The sequence below is a fragment of the Pseudomonas sp. PS02290 genome, from assembly GCF_029960075.1.
Lineage (GTDB): Bacteria > Pseudomonadota > Gammaproteobacteria > Pseudomonadales > Pseudomonadaceae > Aquipseudomonas.
The window spans coordinates 1-16009 of sequence record NZ_JASCOY010000101.1 but is presented as its reverse complement, the minus strand read 5'-3'; the positions used below and the strand labels follow the sequence as shown (position 1 = coordinate 16009).

The following is a 16009-nucleotide window of genomic DNA, read 5'->3' as shown; positions in this document are numbered from 1 at the left end:
GGCTAAAGCCGGTCCCACTGAGATCAAAAACCTGTCACCGTTGAGCCAGACACGTGCAGATCGTTCCCACGCTCTGCGTGGTAATGCAGCCCCGGACGCTCTGCGTCCCTGTGGGACCGGCTTTAGCCGGGAGGGCGTCGGCGGCCATACCGGAAAAATGATATTGCACACACCGGCCTCTTCCCGGCTAAAGCCGGTCCCACATACATCAAAAGCCGGTCCTGCTGAAACACCGCCACCCCCTAAACCAACCTCCCGGCAATTGCAGTGGTCTAATTTCCCCGGACACCTCGATAAGTGGAAAATACATTTATCGAGGAGTTCTACATGACCAGAAAGCGCAAAAGATTTGATGACAGCTACAAACTGGAAGTCGTAAAGATGGTCAGGGATCAGGGGCTGACCGTTCCGCAGGTTTGTCAGGACCAGAATCTCGGTGAGACGGCCGTACGGCGGTGGATCCGCCAATATGACGCCGAGCAGCTGGGCCAGGCCGGGATCGGAAACCCGCTGACGGCTGAGCAGCAGCGCATTCGGCAGCTGGAGCAGGAAAACCGGCAGCTCAAGATGGACAACGACATCTTAAAAAAGGCTACCGCCTTCTTTGCCCGCGAACTGAAGTGACGTATAGGCTTGTTCGGCAACTGCAACAGAAGGCTTATTCGGTGGCGCATGTCTGTCGTGTACTGAACGTCAGTCGATCAGGTTTTTACGAGGCCTGTAAGCGGGCACAAGCGCCTGCTCGGCTAAGTTGCTCCGTTGTCGCGCAGCTCAAGGCATCGTTTGCCGAGAGCAACGGTTGCCGCGGAAGCCGCCCTTTAACCAAGGCTCTGCGGGCCAAGGGCATGCAAATAGGTCGCTATAAAGTCCGCCGCCTGATGCGAGCCCATGGTTTGCGCTCGGCGTGGAAACCCAAGTTTGTGCATACGACCGACAGCAAGCATGACCTGCCAATCGCTGAGAATGTGTTGAATCGACAGTTCGAAGCGCAGGCTATTAACACCGCCTGGGTCGCCGATATTACTTACATACAAACGCGTAGCGGCTGGCTCTATCTGGCCGTGGTGCTGGACTTGTTCTCGCGCAAGATCGTGGGTTGGGCGATGGCCCCAAACATGCCTGCAGAGCTGGTTTGCAGCGCGATGCAGATGGCCGTCGCGCAGCGTCAACCTCCACCTGGCTTGATCGCCCACTCCGATCGAGGCAGCCAATATGCGAGCGCAATCTACAGATCGCTGCTGGCCAGACACGCCATGCAGCAAAGCATGAGCCGTAAAGGTAACTGCTGGGACAATGCGGTGATGGAACGCTTCTTCCTGAGCCTGAAAATGGAGCGGGTATGGCGGCGCAATTACGCCAACCATGGCGAAGCGATACGCGACATCACTCAATACATCGTTGGGTATTACAACAATGAGCGGCTGCACTCGAAACTGGGGTATCTGCCACCGACCGTTTACGAACGGACGATGGCCTTGAAACCACCTATCGAGGTGTCCGGAATTAGTTGACCACTACAAATCGCCGCCCCCACGTCTTGCGTCGAGCCCTTCCCTCCCAGGTCCGGGGTGATCGGGCCTTCGGCAATCACCTGTTCAATCGCCTGCAAGATCCCGTCGTGGGCCGCGCGGTAGCGTTCGTCGCCGTTGCCGAGAAAGTCGAGCATCAGCGCGCCGGACCAGATCATCGCGATGGGGTTGGCGATGTTCTGTCCGTAGATGTCCGGCGCGGAGCCATGCACTGGTTCGAACAATGACGGAAACCGCCGTTCCGGGTCGAGGTTGGCCGAGGGGGCTATGCCGATGGTGCCGGCGCATGCCGGGCCGAGGTCCGACAGGATGTCGCCGAACAGGTTCGACGCCACGACCACGTCAAAGCGGTCCGGCTGCAGCACGAACCGTGCGCACAGAATGTCGATGTGCTGTTTGTCCCAGCTGACCTCAGGGTAATTCGCCGCCATCAACGCCGTGCGTTCGTCCCAGTACGGCATGCTGATGGAGATGCCGTTGGATTTGGTCGCCGCCGTCAGGCGTTTGCGCGGGCGGGTCTGGGCGAGTTCGAAGGCGAACTTGAGGATGCGATCGACGCCGCGACGGGTGAACACCGATTCCTGCAGCACGAATTCATGTTCGGTGCCTTCGAACATCTTGCCGCCCACCGAGGAATATTCGCCCTCGGTGTTTTCACGGATCACCACGAAATCGATGTCACCCGGCTTGCGTCCGGCCAGCGGACAGGGCACGCCGGGGAACAGGCGCACCGGGCGGATGTTCACGTATTGGTCGAAGTCCCGGCGAAACTTGAGCAAGGAACCCCACAGGGAAATGTGGTCCGGCACCTTGTCGGGCCAGCCCACGGCGCCGAAGTAGATCGCGTCATAGCCCTTGAGCCGCTCGAACCAGTCATCGGGCATCATCTGCCCGTGGGCGAGGTAGTAGTCGCAGTGGGCCCAGTCGAGCACCTCGATGCTCAGGTTCAGTTGCCATTTTTTCGCCGCCTGTTCCAGTACCCGCAGCCCTTCCGGCAGGACTTCCTTGCCGATGCCGTCGCCCGCAATCGCGGCGATTCTGAATGCCTTGCTCATGGTGCGCCCCTCGGGATGAATCAGTTCAAGCCGCCGATGTGGAAGGCTTTGACTTCAAGGTACTCGTCCAGGCCGTACTTGCTGCCCTCGCGACCGAGGCCCGATTGTTTGATGCCGCCGAAGGGCGCGACTTCCATCGAGATGATCCCGGTGTTGAGGCCGACCATGCCGAACTCCAGCGCCTCACCAAAGCGCCACGAGCGCTTCAGGTCCTGGGTGAAATAGTAGGCGCCCAAACCGAACGGCGTGGCGTTGGCCAACGCCAATGCCTCGGCCTCATCAGTAAAGCGCATCAACGGCGCCACCGGGCCGAAGGTTTCTTCGTTCGCCAGCAGCATGCCGGCTTGGGCGTCAGCCAGCACGGTGGGTTGCACGAACGGGGTGTCGCCTGTGGGAATCCCGCCGCAGAGCAGTTTGGCGCCCTGGCTCAGGGCGTCGTCGATGTGCCGCGCCACCTTGGCGACCGCCGCCGGGTTGATCAGCGGGCCGATGGTCACGCCCTCTTCCAGGCCGTTACCGACCTTGAGTTTGCCGACCTCCTCCACCAGCCGCGCGGCGAAACGGTCGTAGATGCCCGCCTGCACCAGAATGCGGTTGGCGCACACGCAGGTTTGCCCGGCGTTGCGAAACTTGCTGATCATCACCCCGGCCACGGCCTGTTCCAGGTCGGCGTCATCGAACACCACAAACGGCGCGTTGCCACCCAGTTCCAGGCTCAGGCGCTTGATGTGTTCGGCGCTCTGGCGCATCAGCAGGCGGCCGACGGCGGTGGAGCCGGTGAAGGAAATCTTGCGCACCGCCGGGTTGCCGGTGAGTTCTTCGCCGATGCTGGCGGGCATTCCGGTGATGACGTTGAACACGCCGGCCGGAATGCCGACGCGCTCGGCCAGCACCGCCAGGGCGAGGGCGGACAGCGGCGTGAGGTCCGACGGTTTGACGATGATCGGGCAGCCGGCGGCCAGGGCCGGCGCGCATTTGCGGGTGATCATCGCGTTGGGGAAATTCCACGGGGTGATCGCGGCGCAGACGCCCACGGGTTGCTTGAGGGTCAGCAGGCGGCGGTCGCCAGTGGGCGCCGGCATGGTTTCGCCGTAGACCCGGCGCGCTTCTTCGGCGAACCATTTGACGAAGCCGGCGCCGTAGCGGATTTCGCCCTTGGCCTCGTTCATCGGCTTGCCCTGCTCGCAGGTCATGATCAGCGCGAGGTCATCGAGGTTGTCGATCATCGCCTGAAACCAGCGCTCCAGCAGCCCCGCGCGTTCTGCCGCCGGGCGCGCGCGCCAGGCAGGCCAAGCACGTTCGGCGGCTTCGATGGCGCGCCGGGTGTCGACCGCGTCCATGGCCGGGACCTGCGCCAGCAGATCGCCGCTGGCGGGGTCGCGGACGTCCAGGGTGGCGCCACTGTCAGCAGCGATCCACTGGCCGTTGACGTAGGCGCGTTCAGCCAGCAGGCCGGGGTCTTGCAAGCAATTCTTGAGCATGGTCGAGTCCTGATCCGAGACAGATTCCAGTCTAGGGATCTGGCTCGAACGAGGATGCCGAAAGCGCCTTCAAACCAGCGCGCCGTGCTGAAATTCAACGCAGGACGGCAGGCTCTGCTACGCCTTCAACGAGCCAAGTAACCCTTGCAGAAAGCGCTCGCCGGCGTCCATCTGGCTGACCTCGATAAACTCGTCGGGCTTGTGCGCCTGTTCAATGGAACCCGGGCCGCACACCACCACCGGCACGTCCAAACGCTGCTTGAACAGACCGCCTTCGGTGCCGAAGGAGACCTTGGTCATGCCGGTGTCCGGCGCAGCGAACTGCTTGAGAAAGCTCACCGCTTCGACCGTCGGATGGGTGTCGAGGCCGGGGTAGACGTTGATGGTTTCGATCTCGATGGCCGCGACACTGGAGAGCTTCTGCGCCTCACGCACGATCACTTCGGCACGCTCGCGCATCTGCTCGATGAACTGATCCAGATTGTCCGCCGGCAGGTTGCGCACCTCGAAATCCAGCGTGCACAGGTTCGGCACGATGTTCAGCGCCTTGCCGCCGCTGATCTGGCCGACGTGCACGGTGCTGTAAGGCACGTCGTAGTCGGTGTCCTGAGCGCCGTGCTGTTGCAGATGCTGCTGGCTCTCCCGCAGGGAGGCGATGAAGTCGCAGGCCACGTGAATGGCGTTGACCGAGCGCGGCGCCAGGGACGAATGCGCCTCCTGACCCCGGCAATAGGTCCGGTAGGAGCCCTTGCCCTTATGGCCCAGCACGAACTGCATGTTGGTCGGCTCGCCGATCACGCAGAGAAACGGCCGCACCGGCGCCAGGTGCAGCACGTCGAGCAAGCGCCGCACGCCGACGCAACCGATCTCCTCGTCATGGGACAAGGCCAGTTGCAGCGGGCGGTTGAGGGGGCGTGTGAGTGAGTGCTCTGCCGCGTCGAGCATGGCGTCGATGGCCAGGGCGATGAAGCCCTTCATGTCGCAGCTGCCACGGCCATAGATGCGCCCGTCCTGCACGGTGGCGGCGAAGGCCGGAAAGGTCCACGCCTGCCCCGCCGCCGGCACCACGTCGGTGTGCCCGGAGAGCAACACGCCGGGCTGATCTTTCGGCCCGGTGCTGGCGAACAGGTTGGCCTTCTTGCCACTCTCGTCCTTGACGATCAGCGACTCGATGCCCTTGGTTAGCAGCAGGTCGCGGACGTAGTCGATCAGGGCCATGTTGGACTCCGACGACACGGTTTCGAAGGCCATCAGCCGTTTCAGAATCTCGAGAACGCGGGGTTTCATGAGGCGTGGCTCCGTTGCACGGCGGGAAGGGCAAAACGCGTGATGGAGAATGCCTCGATCGGGGTCGTGGTGCGACCGGTGTCGAGCAGTTCGGCCATCACGTCACCGACGCCGGGGCCGAGCTGGAAGCCGTGGCCGCAAAAGCCGAAGGCGTAGAACAGGCCGTCGACGGTGCCGCTGGGGCCCATGATCGGCAGCGAGTCCGGCAGGTAGCCTTCAATGCCGCTCCACACGCGGATGATGTTCAAATTGCCCACGCCCGGTAGCAGCCGGCGCATCTGCTCGGCCTGATTGAGGATGCTGCGCGGTTCGACAGCGGCGCGACGGTTGAGCATGTCCGGTTTGCTGCGAAAGCCGCCGCCGATGACGATGTTGCCCCGGGGAATCTGGCGGAAATAAATCACCTCTTCGGCGATCTTGGTGTACACGCCGATCACCGTCGGCAAGGCGTAGGGCACCGGTTCCGTGACCGCCATTTGCGGGCCGTGGGTGTCCAGCGGCACCGGTTCGCCAAACTGTGCCGAAAGCTTCTGGCCCCAAGCGCCGGCGGTGATCAACAGCTGCGCGGCGTGGAACTGACGACCGTCGGTGGTGGTGACGTGAAAATCACCGCCGACCTTCTGGACCTCGGCCACTTCCGTGCGCTCTTCGATCTGTGCCCCCAGGCGCCGGGCAGCGCGGGCAAAGGCTGGCGCGGCGAGGCGCGGGTTGGCGTGGCCGTCGTGGGGGGCGTACGAGCCGCCTTTGACGTCCGCGCCGAGAAAGCCAAAACGCTGATGCAGCTCGGCGCCACGGTAGATTTTCAGGTCCAGCTGCTCGGCCTCCGGGGCGGCGGCATAGGCCTCCAGCTCGGCGATTTCGTCTTCGCGATAACACACGCGCATGTGCCCGCTGGGGATGAATTCGAGGTCGTCGTCGATCAGTTCCGGGAGGCGTTTCCACAGTGCGTACGAACGGTTGGCCAGCGCCAGTTGCCCGAGGAATCGCCCTTGCCGGCGTACGTTGCCGAAGTTGACGCCGCTGGCGTACTGGCCGATCTGGTCGCGCTCCAGCAGGATCACCGACTGCCCGCGCTGACGTAGAAAGAACGCCGTCGCTGAGCCCATCACGCCGCCACCGACGATCACCACATCTGCTTTTTGCACGCTCATGGCGACACCTCCTCAATGAGCATCGACAAGGGTTTGACCGGCGCCTGCCCGCGCTGGCGACCGACTTCCTGCACCTGCACGCCGGCTTCCGCGGCGATCACTTCAGCCCCCGCCTGGGAGCAATAACGGCCTTGGCAGCGACCCATGCCGACCCGGCTGAAAGCCTTGGCACGGTTGACTTCACAGGCGCCCTTCTCATTAACCGTGCGACGCAATTCGCCGGCCGTGATCATCTCGCAGCGGCAGACGATGGCGCTGTCGGGCAAGGCCTTGGCCTGTTCAGCAGGCCAGGGAAACGCTTCGGCCAGGCCCAGACGAAACTGGTCCATCACCGTGAGCGCCTGTTGCTGTTCATCGCGCAGCCCGGCGTTAAACGGTTGCTTGAGGTCTTCGAGCAGTGCCAGTGCCACTCGGCGTCCGGCGTGCTCGGCAGCATCGGCGCCGCGAATTTTCGCCCCGTCGCCCGCGGCGTAGACGCCGTTCACCGAGGTCCGACCGGCCTCATCCGTCGCCAGCCACCATTGGCTGGAAGCCTCATCGAAGGCCATGGCGCAACCGGCCAGATCACCCAGCTGGGTTTCCGGGCGCAGGTGATACCCCAGCGCCACGGCATCGGCCTGCACGGTCACGGCCTTGCCGCTGCCCGTCGTAAAACGCACGCCTGCCACGCCATTGGCGGCATCGCCCAGCACCTCTAACGGCTTGACGCCGAGATGCACCGGTACTTTGGCTTGATACAACTGCGTCAACAGTTTCATGCCGGTCCACAGCAGACCCGGCCGCGCCAGCAGCTTGGGCAGGGCTTTGAGGCGCAGGCTGAAGGGCGAGGTATCGAGGACCGCGGCCACAGTCGCGCCGGCTTTGACGTACTGGCTGGCGACCAGGTACAGCAACGGCCCGCTGCCCATGAACACCACGCGATGGCCGATGGAAACCGCCTGATTCTTCAACGCGATCTGCGCCCCGCCCAGGCTGTAGGTGCCCGCCAGTTGCCAGCCTTCGATGGGCATCAAGCGGTCGGTGGCGCCGGTGCAGAGGATCAGCGCGTCATAGTCCAGCGTGGTGTGGCGGCCCTGATTGGCGCAGCACAGCTGCCCCGGCGTGAGGTTCCACACGAGGGTATCCGGGCGGTAATCGATGGCGCTACGGATGCGGTCGAAGGTCTGGTGCAGGTCCTTGGCCTTGTCGGCTTCGCTGCCATACAAGGTGGAGTAATCGCGGGTGAATCCGTCCGGCTGGCGGCGGTAGATCTGCCCGCCGTCGCGGCGGTTTTCGTCCACCAGAATCGGTTTGATGCCGGCCGCCAGCAGGGTTTCGGCGCAGCGCACGCCGGCCGGGCCCGCGCCGACGATGACGACGCGATGGGTGCTCAGCTGTGCAGTGGCCATGTCGCCTCCGGTTGTGTGGTGACGATGTCCAGCCCGTCGCGGACTTCGTTGGAGCAGGCGCGCAGGCGTTCACCGCCACGGGTCCACACCCAGCAATCCTGGCACGCGCCCATCAGGCAGAAACCGGCGCGGCGGCCGCTGTCGAATTCCGACTGGCGCAGCGCGGTGCCCTGGGTCAGCAACGCCACCATCAGCGTGTCGCCCTGCAATGCGTCGACCGGCGCGCCATCCACGGTCAGCTTGACCGTCGGCCGGCCCTGTTCGGCCAGCCTCACAAAACGCCCTTTCATGCATACGCTCCAAAGCTTGTGGGGGTGACGCCGCGCTGGGTCGCCAGCAGATCGGCGGCGTCGCGGTGGCACAGAATTTCACTGCCGTTGTCCAGCGTGCGGCGGTTGGGCGCGGTGCGGTTGCACAGGCCGTCGATGCGCATCGGGCAGCGATTGAGGAAGGTGCACAGCTCCGGCAGGTTGGCCCGCTCGCCGATCGGCGGCAGCTCGCCGCTGGTGGCGCCGCAGGTTTCCAGCCAGCCTTGACGCAGTTCCGGCACCGAATGGATCAACAGGTCGGTGTACGGGTGGTACGGCGCTTCGGCAAAGGATTCGCGGCGGCCGGCGTGGACTTTGTGGCCGCTGTACATCACCACGATGTCATCGCACAGCGCACGCACGGTAGAAATGTCGTGGCTGATGAACAGGTAGGACACGCCCAGTTGCTGGCGCAGGTCGCGGAGCAGTTCGAGGATCGCCGCGCCGACCACGGTGTCGAGGGCCGAGGTCACTTCATCGCAGAGAATCAGGTCAGGCTTGGCCGCCAGCGCCCGGGCCAGATTGACCCGCTGCTTCTGCCCGCCCGACAGCTCATTGGGACGGCGGTCGGCCATGTCCCGGGGCAGGCGCACCAGGTCGAGCAGCTCGCCGATGCGCGTCTGCAAGGCCGCGCCCTTGAGGCCGAAGTACATTTTCAGCGGACGGCTGAGGATGGTCGCCACGCTGTGCATCGGGTTGAGCGCGGTGTCGGCGTTCTGGAAGACCATCTGGATGCGCCGAAACTGCTCCGGCGTGCGCTCAGACAGGCTGCCGCCCAACGGCTGACCGTCGAAGGTCAGGCCGCCGAGGGCCGGGGTCAGCAGCCCCGCCACGACCCGCGCCAGGGTGGATTTGCCCGAGCCGGACTCGCCGATCACGCCGATGGCCTGGCCACGTCGTACGGTCAGGTCGATGTCTTCCAGCACGCGAATCGCCGGCATGCCCTGCAGGTTCTTGTTGCCGTAGCCGGCGGTCAGGCCGGTGATGGTCAGCAGTGGCCCTTCTTCCGCGATGCCACAGGGCGGACGAATGCGCGTGTCGGGCCGCGCAGCCGCCAGCAGGCTGCGGGTGTAATCGTGGGCCGGTGCCTTGAGCAGCGGCGCAGTGGCGCTTTGTTCGAGAATCTGCCCGCCGTTGAGCACGACAATCTGGTCGGCCATTTGCGCCACCACGGCCAGGTCGTGGGACACGTAGACCGCCGTGGCGCCGCGTTCCCGCACCACGCGCTTGAACGCCCGCAGCACGTCGATCTGGGTGGTGACGTCCAGCGCGGTAGTCGGCTCGTCGAGCACCACCAGCAGCGGGTCGCTGATCAGGGCCATTGCGGCCATCACCCGTTGCAGTTGCCCGCCGGAAACCTGGTGCGGGTAGCGACGGCCGATGCGTTCCGGATTTGGCAGCGCCAGGTCGCGGAACAGGCCGATGGCCTTGGCTTCCAGCTCTGCGCGGGTGCCGAGGCCGTGGATCAACGGCCCTTCTACCACTTGATCGAGGAGTTTTTTCGCCGGATTAAAGGCGGCCGCCGCGCTCTGGGCAATGTACGAGACGCGATTGCCGCGCAGGCCCTGCAACTCTTTTTCGCTGAGGGCGAGCATGTCGTGTTCGCCGACCTGCACCACGCCACCGGACAACCGGCAGCCCCGTCGCGCATAACCGAGCAAGGCCAGGGCAATGGTGGTTTTGCCGGAGCCGGACTCGCCGATCAGCGCCAGCACTTCGCCCTTCTCCAGGGCAAAACTCACGCCCTTGACGATCTCCACTTCGCTGCCCGGATCACCGGCCACCACGCGCAAGTCTTCGACGCGAATCAACTGGGTCATGTCAGTGGCCTCCCGAGCGGCGACCGCGTCGCGATGACAGGTAGTCGATCAGCAGATTGACGCCGATGGTCAGCGTGCCGATAGCCAGTGCCGGAATAATGATCGCCATCGCGCCCTGGTTGAGGCCGCCGATGTTTTCCCGCACCAGCGAGCCAAGGTCGGCGTCCGGCGGCTGCACGCCGAGGCCCAGAAAACTCATGCCGCTGAGCAACAGCACGATGTAGCCGAAACGCAGGCCCAGGTCGGTGAGCACCGGGTTGAGCATGTTCGGCAGGATTTCCCGGCACGCCACGTACAGCTTGCCTTCACCCCGGGTGCGCGCCACTTGCACGTATTCCAGCGCTTCGATATTGACCGCCATGCTGCGGGCCACCCGGAACGAGCCGGGGATGTAGCTGATGACCGCCGTGCAGATCAGCAGCGTGACCGACGAGCCGAAGGCCGAGACCATGATCAGCGCTAGCATTTTGCTGGGGATCGAAATGAAGGCGTCCATGATCCGGCTGATGATTTCGTCCAGCCACTTCGGCGAAACCACTGACAGCAGCGCGCAGCCGGTGCCGAAGAAGCTGGCCAAAAGCGCCGCCACCAACGACAGACCGACCGTGAAGCGCGCGCCCACCAGCACTCGGCTGAGCATGTCGCGGCCCAGGTAATCGGTGCCGAACGGATGCGCCAGGCTGAAGCCTTCGAAGATGTTGTCGGAGATCACTTCGCCGACCGGGTGCGGCGCCAGCCACGGGCCGAACAGCGCCACCAGCAGCCAGATCACGCAGACGGCAGCACCGACCAATCCCAGCCAGGACGGGTTGCCGGAGACCTTGGCCAGTGCCAGGGCTGAAGACGCAGGCCTGGATTTCGCAATGAGCGGGTTCATTGGTTTCTCAGCCTCGGGTTGGAGAGGATGGCGCAGAGGTCGGCAAGCAACACCAACGCCAGATAGGCCGCGCAGAACAGCATGGTGCAGGCTTGCACCAGGGCCATGTCGCGGTTGGTCACGGCATCGACCATCAGGCTGGCGATGCCGGGGTAGTTGAAGATGGTCTCGACGATCACCACCCCGCCGAGCAGGTACGACAGGCTCAGGGCGATGGCGTTGGCTATCGGCCCGATGGCGTTGGGCAACGCGTGGCGCAGGACGATGCGGATCGGGCTGACGCCTTTGAGGCGGGCCATTTCCACGTACGGGCTGTCGAGCTGGTCGATGACGGCGGCACGGGTCATGCGCGCCATCTGCGCCACGATCACGCAGCACAGGGTCATTACCGGCAGGGCGTAAGTGCGCAGAAATTGCAGCGGCGAGGTGATGTCGGTGGCATAGGACAGCGCCGACAGCCAACCGAGGTTGACCGCGAAAATCAGCACCGCCAGGGTCGCCACCAGAAACTCAGGGACTGCGACCATCGCCAGGGTGATGAAACTCAGGCAGCTGTCGATGCGCCCGCCCCGACCCATGGCCGAACCGATGCCGAGGATCAGCGCCAGCGGCACCGACACCAGCGCCGTGGCGGCCGCCAGCATCAGCGTGTTGGGCACCCGGCCGGCCATCAATTCACCCACCGGCATGGCGTTGGACACCGACTGGCCCATGTCGCCGGTGAGCAGGCTCATCAACCAGTGCAGATAGCGCAACACGCCGGGTTGATCGAGTCCCAGTTTCAGACGCAGTGCCGCCACCTGTTCAGGGGTGGCGAACTGGCCGAGGGATTGCTGCGCCGCGTCGCCCGGCAGCACGGCCGTGATCGCGAACACGACCATGGACACGATCAACAGGGTCACGGCCCCGGCACCGAGGCGCCGGCAGATCAACCACAGTGTATGGCTATTCATCGCACTGCCTCCTCAAGCGTCCAGCCACACCTGCTCGGCGAACATGTAACCCATGAAGCCGCCCAACGGGTTCGAGTCGTAGCCCTTGATGCGCTGGTCGACACCGTCGATGTTGCTGATGAACACCGGCACGCCGATGCCGCAGTGATCGTGGACCAGGGTCTGCATGTCGCCGTACATCTTGGCGCGCTTGGCGTCGTCGGTTTCGCCCCGGGCCAGCATCAGCAACTGGTCGAACTGATCGTTCTGCCAACCGGACTCGTTCCACGGCGCCTTGGACTGGAAGAACTGCGAGAACATCACGTCGGCGTTCGGTCGCGGGTTGATGTTGCCGAAGCTCAACGGGTGCTTCATCCAGTGGTTGGACCAGTAGCCGTCGCTCGGCAGGCGGTTGACGTCCAGCTTGAGCCCGGCCTGTTTCGCCGATTGCTGCAGCAGCACGGCGATGTCCACGGAACCTGTCGCGGCAGGCGACGCCATGACCGGCATGGTGATGCTTTCCATGCCGGCTTTCTTCAGCAGGAACTTGGCTTTTTCCGGGTCGTAGACCGTCTGCGGCAAGTCGGTGTTGAAGTAGCGCGACCCCGGCGCAATCGGGTGATCGTTGCCGACCACGGCGAAGCCACGGAACACGGCGGATTTGACCTGTTCGCGGTCCAGCAGCAGTTTCATGGCCTGGGTGAATTCCGGGCTTTTGCCGGGGAGCTGGTCCTGGCGAATGATCAAGTCAGTGTAGTTGCCCGACGGTGCATCGACGACGCGGTGTTTGGGGCTGGCGGCGATGCGCGTGGTGGAGCGCGGGTTGACCTCGTTAATCATGTGCACGTCGCCGGACAGCAGCGCGTTGACCCGCGAAGGCTCGTCGGCGATGGCGATGAATTCGATCTCGTCGAGGTACGGCAGGCCCGGTTTCCAGTAGTTCTTGTTGCGCACGGCCACCGAACGCACGCCCGGCTTGAACTCGCCAACGGTGAACGGCCCGGTGCCGATGCCTTTGTTGAAATCGGTGGTGCCCTCGGGAACGATCAGCAGGTGCGACACGGCGAGGATCGACGGCAGTTCGGCGTTCGGCGCGCTGAGGCGGATCTGCACTTCGTTCGGGCCGGTGGCCTTGATTTCGGCGAACTGCTCCATCAGTGGCATGACTTTGGAGCCGGTGATCGGGTCCTTGTGGCGGCTGAGGGAGAACACCACGTCGGCGGCACCGAGGCTCTTGCCGTTGTGGAAGGTCACGTCCTTGCGCAGGGTGATGGTCCACAGTGTGGCGTCAACGTTATCGATGCGCTCGGCCAGTTCCAGCTGCGGCACCAGGTGCTTATCGAAACGGGTCAGGCCGTTGTAGAACATGTAGTGACGCGCATAGTCGGTGGACAGCGCACCCTTGGCCGGGTCGAGGGTGTCGGCGGTGGAACTGGACATACCGGCGACGCGGATCTTGCCGCCCGGCTTGCCCTTGCCGCCAGCGGTGGCTTCTTCGGCGAACAGTTTGCCGGCGCTGCCGAACAGGCTGCCCGCCCCCGCTGCGGCGACGCCGGCAAGGCCAAGCATCTGCAAGGCGTTGCGCCGCGACATGCCGCGATTGAGGCCTTCGAATACCCGCAGGCTGTCTGGGCCGGAGATAAGCTCGGGGGTGTCTTTGTGGTCAGTCATATCAAGGCTACCTGTCGATGATCGGGATATTCGAGTGCTCACGGATGTCCGGAGCGTCCTGGAAACGCAGACGACGGTGACGCTACAACGGGCGACTCAGCGCAGGCGTCAGTGCAGATAGTCCTGCAAGCGGTAATACGCGCCCACGAACGGCAGAAACCACGGCTTGCCAAAGTGCCCGGGGATTGCCGGCCATTCCAGTTCACGCCAGGGATTGGCCGCCGCGTTGCCGGCCATGACCTCGGCCATGACCTGGCCCATGTGCACGGACATCTGCACGCCATGGCCGCTGTAGCCCATGGAATGGAACACGCCGCCGTGCTGGCCGGCGCGGGGCAGGCGGTCGGACGTCATGTCCACCAGACCGCCCCAGCAGTAGTCGATTTTCACGTTGGCCAATTGCGGGAACATGTTCAGCATCGCCGCCTGCAGCACCTTGCCGCTCTTGGCGTCAGACACGCCGTCGGACATGGCAAACCGCGCACGGCCGCCGAACAGCAGGCGGTTGTCCGGGGTCAGGCGGAAGTAGTTGCCGATCTGGCGGCTGGTCACGTACGCCCGGTGCTGTGGCAACAACTCGTCGATCAGCGCCTGGGGCAAGACTTCCGTGGCGATGACAAAACTGCCCACCGGCACGATCCGCCGGCGGTACCAGCCGAGATCGCCGTGCTGGCAAGCGCCGGTCGCCAGCAGCACTTGGCCTGCGTGCAGCGAGCCCTTGGCGGTGTTGACCTGATAACCGCCGGCCTGGGGCTTCCAGTCCTTGACCGCGGTGTGTTGATAAATCATTGCGCCGCGCCGGGCAGCGGCTTCTGCCAGGCCAACACCAAAGCGGCCGACGTGCATCTGCACGCCATTGCGCTGCAACAAGCCACCGTGAAACTGCGACGAGTTGACTTCGGCACGGGTCTGCTCGGCATTCAGCAGCTCGACGTCGGCGTCCACCTCCTGGCGAATCAGCTCGCAGGTGCGGGCCAGGCCTTCGTAATGCAGGGGTTTGGCCGCCAGCTTGAGCTTGCCGTTGCGCAGCAGATCGCAGGCGATCCCTTCCTGCTCGACCAGCGACACCACGGTCTGCACCGCGCTTTCATAGGCCTGGTAATAGGCGCGCGCCCTGGCCGCACCGAGACTGGCGTGCAGCCCGGCGTAATCCTGCGCCACGCCGGTGTTGCACTGCCCACCGTTGCGCCCCGAGGCTTCGCCGATGACCCGACCGGCGTCCAGCACGACCACGCTGGCACCCTTGAGGGCCAAGGCTCGCGCCGCTGACAGGCCGGTGAATCCACCGCCGATCACGGCCACGTCGACCTGCCCGGGCAAGCCGCCGAGTTGGGCACCGGTGAAGGCCGGTGAAGTGTCGAGCCAATAGGATTCACTGCCCATCTTTAACCCCTTATCGCTAAAACGGCGGCGCTGAAATGGCGTGGAGACGGCGTTTGAGTTACAGGCCCACGAGCGCCGGCAGTCCGCCGATGTCGGTGATCTGCTGGTACTCGAAGTACGCATTCGCCGGGACTTCATGACCACGGGCCACGAACGCCTTGTGCTTGATCTTCATGTCGTGGGCCGACATCAGGTCGTAACGGAAGCTCGAAGACACATGCAAGATGTCTTCCGGGCCGCAGCCGAGGTTGTCGAGCATGAACTCGAACGCGGCCAGACGCGGCTTGTAGGCCTGGGCCTGTTCGGCGGTGAAGACCTTGTGGAACGGCGCGCCGAGCTTGTCGACGTTGGACATGATCTGGCTGTCGCTGGCGTTGGAGAAGATCACCAGGGGAATCTTGTCGGCGATCTTCGACAGACCCGCCGGCACGTCGGCGTGGGGGCCCCAGGTCGGCACGGCGTCGTAATACAGTTGACCTTCATCGCGGTACTCGACACCCCAGCGCTTGCAGGTCCGGGCCAGGGCGGTCTTGAGGATCACATCGTACGGCTGCCAGTCGCCCATGACCTGATCGAGGCGATAGGCCGAAAAGTCTTTGACGAACTGGTCCATCTGTTCAGGCTTGACGCGGTCAGCAAACAGCTCGCGGGTCATGGTGCCCATGTGGAAATTGGTGAGCGTGCCGTAGCAGTCGAACGTAATGAATTTGGGACGAAGAAAGCTCATTGAGTGCGGTCCTGAAGTCAGTTGAGTGTGGCAAGCGTTCGCTGCCCTGGCGGCGCGTCGGCCTCGTTGCAGCACAGCTTCATTACATCACTGTGAAATCAGCATATGCCGTCTAAAACGACCCGTGCTCAATACAAACCACCGTTTTGGTGGCTGGGCTCAGCAGAGTTTGCGGTGCGCGCCAGCCTTGGGCAGGGCCTGTGTTTGTGCGCTTTTAGGGGGCTTTTGCGGGGATTGCGGGGTGGAAGCGCTTAAGAATGGGGGTTGCGGCGGCAGATAATGTGGCGTGCGGATCTTTAGTGTGATCGTTCCCACGCTCCGCGTGGAAATGCATCCCGTGACGCTCTGCGTCACCTACTCAGGCATGGGACGCGGAGCGCCCGGGGCGGCATTCCCACGC

Annotated in this window: 13 protein-coding genes; 1 reads left to right on the top strand and 12 read right to left on the bottom strand. The window is 64.0% G+C overall.

The window, feature by feature from the left end; genetic code table 11:
* The first annotated feature begins 327 nt into the window (after window positions 1-327).
* Window positions 328-1511, top strand: a protein-coding gene (locus QMX88_RS25360) for an IS3 family transposase (RefSeq protein ID WP_282373007.1) whose coding sequence is annotated in 2 segments (ribosomal slippage) — window positions 328-592 and window positions 592-1511 — 1185 coding nt in all. Because the reading frame shifts where the segments join, the coding sequence is not laid out codon by codon here.
* Here the strand turns inward: QMX88_RS25360 and QMX88_RS25355 are convergent.
* The 12 genes from QMX88_RS25355 to QMX88_RS25300 form a co-directional block, all read right to left on the bottom strand.
* Complete coding sequence (locus QMX88_RS25355) at window positions 1457-2584, bottom strand: tartrate dehydrogenase (protein WP_282373005.1); 1128 nt, start codon at window positions 2582-2584, stop codon at window positions 1457-1459. The genes QMX88_RS25360 and QMX88_RS25355 overlap by 55 nt on opposite strands.
* Window positions 2585-2604: 20 nt before the next feature.
* Window positions 2605-4065 (bottom strand): NAD-dependent succinate-semialdehyde dehydrogenase, encoded by a 1461-nt coding sequence (locus QMX88_RS25350; RefSeq protein ID WP_282373004.1) that lies wholly within the window; start codon window positions 4063-4065, stop codon window positions 2605-2607.
* Between the two features lie 117 nt (window positions 4066-4182).
* Window positions 4183-5352 (bottom strand): acetylornithine deacetylase, encoded by a 1170-nt coding sequence (gene argE / locus QMX88_RS25345; protein WP_282373003.1) that lies wholly within the window; start codon window positions 5350-5352, stop codon window positions 4183-4185.
* Window positions 5349-6503, bottom strand: coding sequence for an NAD(P)/FAD-dependent oxidoreductase (locus tag QMX88_RS25340; protein ID WP_282373002.1), 1155 nt, complete (start codon window positions 6501-6503; stop codon window positions 5349-5351). Before QMX88_RS25340 ends, argE begins: the two co-directional genes overlap by 4 nt.
* The gene (locus QMX88_RS25335) at window positions 6500-7891 is read right to left on the bottom strand and encodes an FAD/NAD(P)-dependent oxidoreductase (protein ID WP_282373001.1); all 1392 of its coding nucleotides are present in this window, start codon (window positions 7889-7891) and stop codon (window positions 6500-6502) included. The genes QMX88_RS25340 and QMX88_RS25335 overlap by 4 nt, the downstream gene beginning before the upstream one ends.
* Entirely contained in the window at window positions 7873-8181 is a 309-nt protein-coding gene (locus QMX88_RS25330; protein WP_192172689.1) for a (2Fe-2S)-binding protein, read from the bottom strand. The genes QMX88_RS25335 and QMX88_RS25330 overlap by 19 nt, the downstream gene beginning before the upstream one ends.
* Window positions 8178-10019, bottom strand: coding sequence for an ABC transporter ATP-binding protein (locus tag QMX88_RS25325; RefSeq protein WP_282373000.1), 1842 nt, complete (start codon window positions 10017-10019; stop codon window positions 8178-8180). Before QMX88_RS25325 ends, QMX88_RS25330 begins: the two co-directional genes overlap by 4 nt.
* Window position 10020: 1 nt before the next feature.
* Window positions 10021-10896: an ABC transporter permease gene (locus QMX88_RS25320; protein WP_108123039.1), complete on the bottom strand. Its 876-nt coding sequence runs from the start codon at window positions 10894-10896 to the stop codon at window positions 10021-10023.
* The gene (locus QMX88_RS25315) at window positions 10893-11849 is read right to left on the bottom strand and encodes an ABC transporter permease (RefSeq protein WP_282372997.1); all 957 of its coding nucleotides are present in this window, start codon (window positions 11847-11849) and stop codon (window positions 10893-10895) included. The genes QMX88_RS25320 and QMX88_RS25315 overlap by 4 nt, the downstream gene beginning before the upstream one ends.
* Before the next feature lie 12 nt (window positions 11850-11861).
* Window positions 11862-13499 carry an ABC transporter substrate-binding protein gene (locus QMX88_RS25310; protein WP_192172691.1) on the bottom strand — a complete coding sequence of 546 codons (1638 nt, stop codon included), beginning with the start codon at window positions 13497-13499 and terminating at the stop codon, window positions 11862-11864.
* Window positions 13500-13607: 108 nt separating this feature from the next.
* A complete protein-coding gene (locus QMX88_RS25305; RefSeq protein ID WP_282372995.1) occupies window positions 13608-14882 on the bottom strand; it encodes an NAD(P)/FAD-dependent oxidoreductase in 1275 nt (424 codons plus the stop codon).
* A gap of 58 nt (window positions 14883-14940) precedes the next feature.
* Complete coding sequence (locus QMX88_RS25300) at window positions 14941-15609, bottom strand: haloacid dehalogenase type II (RefSeq protein ID WP_074887989.1); 669 nt, start codon at window positions 15607-15609, stop codon at window positions 14941-14943.
* Window positions 15610-16009 lie beyond the last annotated feature (400 nt).

What these genes read in the sequence shown, in the direction of transcription:
- QMX88_RS25335 (WP_282373001.1), bottom strand. Translation starts at nt 7,891, where the DNA reads ATGGCCACTGCACAGCTGAGCACCCATCGCGTCGTCATCGTCGGCGCG.
- QMX88_RS25325 (WP_282373000.1), bottom strand. Translation starts at nt 10,019, where the DNA reads ATGACCCAGTTGATTCGCGTCGAAGACTTGCGCGTGGTGGCCGGTGAT.
- QMX88_RS25355 (WP_282373005.1), bottom strand. Translation starts at nt 2,584, where the DNA reads ATGAGCAAGGCATTCAGAATCGCCGCGATTGCGGGCGACGGCATCGGC.
- QMX88_RS25340 (WP_282373002.1), bottom strand. Translation starts at nt 6,503, where the DNA reads ATGAGCGTGCAAAAAGCAGATGTGGTGATCGTCGGTGGCGGCGTGATG.
- QMX88_RS25350 (WP_282373004.1), bottom strand. Translation starts at nt 4,065, where the DNA reads ATGCTCAAGAATTGCTTGCAAGACCCCGGCCTGCTGGCTGAACGCGCC.
- QMX88_RS25300 (WP_074887989.1), bottom strand. Translation starts at nt 15,609, where the DNA reads ATGAGCTTTCTTCGTCCCAAATTCATTACGTTCGACTGCTACGGCACG.
- argE (WP_282373003.1), bottom strand. Translation starts at nt 5,352, where the DNA reads ATGAAACCCCGCGTTCTCGAGATTCTGAAACGGCTGATGGCCTTCGAA.
- QMX88_RS25305 (WP_282372995.1), bottom strand. Translation starts at nt 14,882, where the DNA reads ATGGGCAGTGAATCCTATTGGCTCGACACTTCACCGGCCTTCACCGGT.
- QMX88_RS25320 (WP_108123039.1), bottom strand. Translation starts at nt 10,896, where the DNA reads ATGAACCCGCTCATTGCGAAATCCAGGCCTGCGTCTTCAGCCCTGGCA.
- QMX88_RS25330 (WP_192172689.1), bottom strand. Translation starts at nt 8,181, where the DNA reads ATGAAAGGGCGTTTTGTGAGGCTGGCCGAACAGGGCCGGCCGACGGTC.
- QMX88_RS25315 (WP_282372997.1), bottom strand. Translation starts at nt 11,849, where the DNA reads ATGAATAGCCATACACTGTGGTTGATCTGCCGGCGCCTCGGTGCCGGG.
- QMX88_RS25310 (WP_192172691.1), bottom strand. Translation starts at nt 13,499, where the DNA reads ATGACTGACCACAAAGACACCCCCGAGCTTATCTCCGGCCCAGACAGC.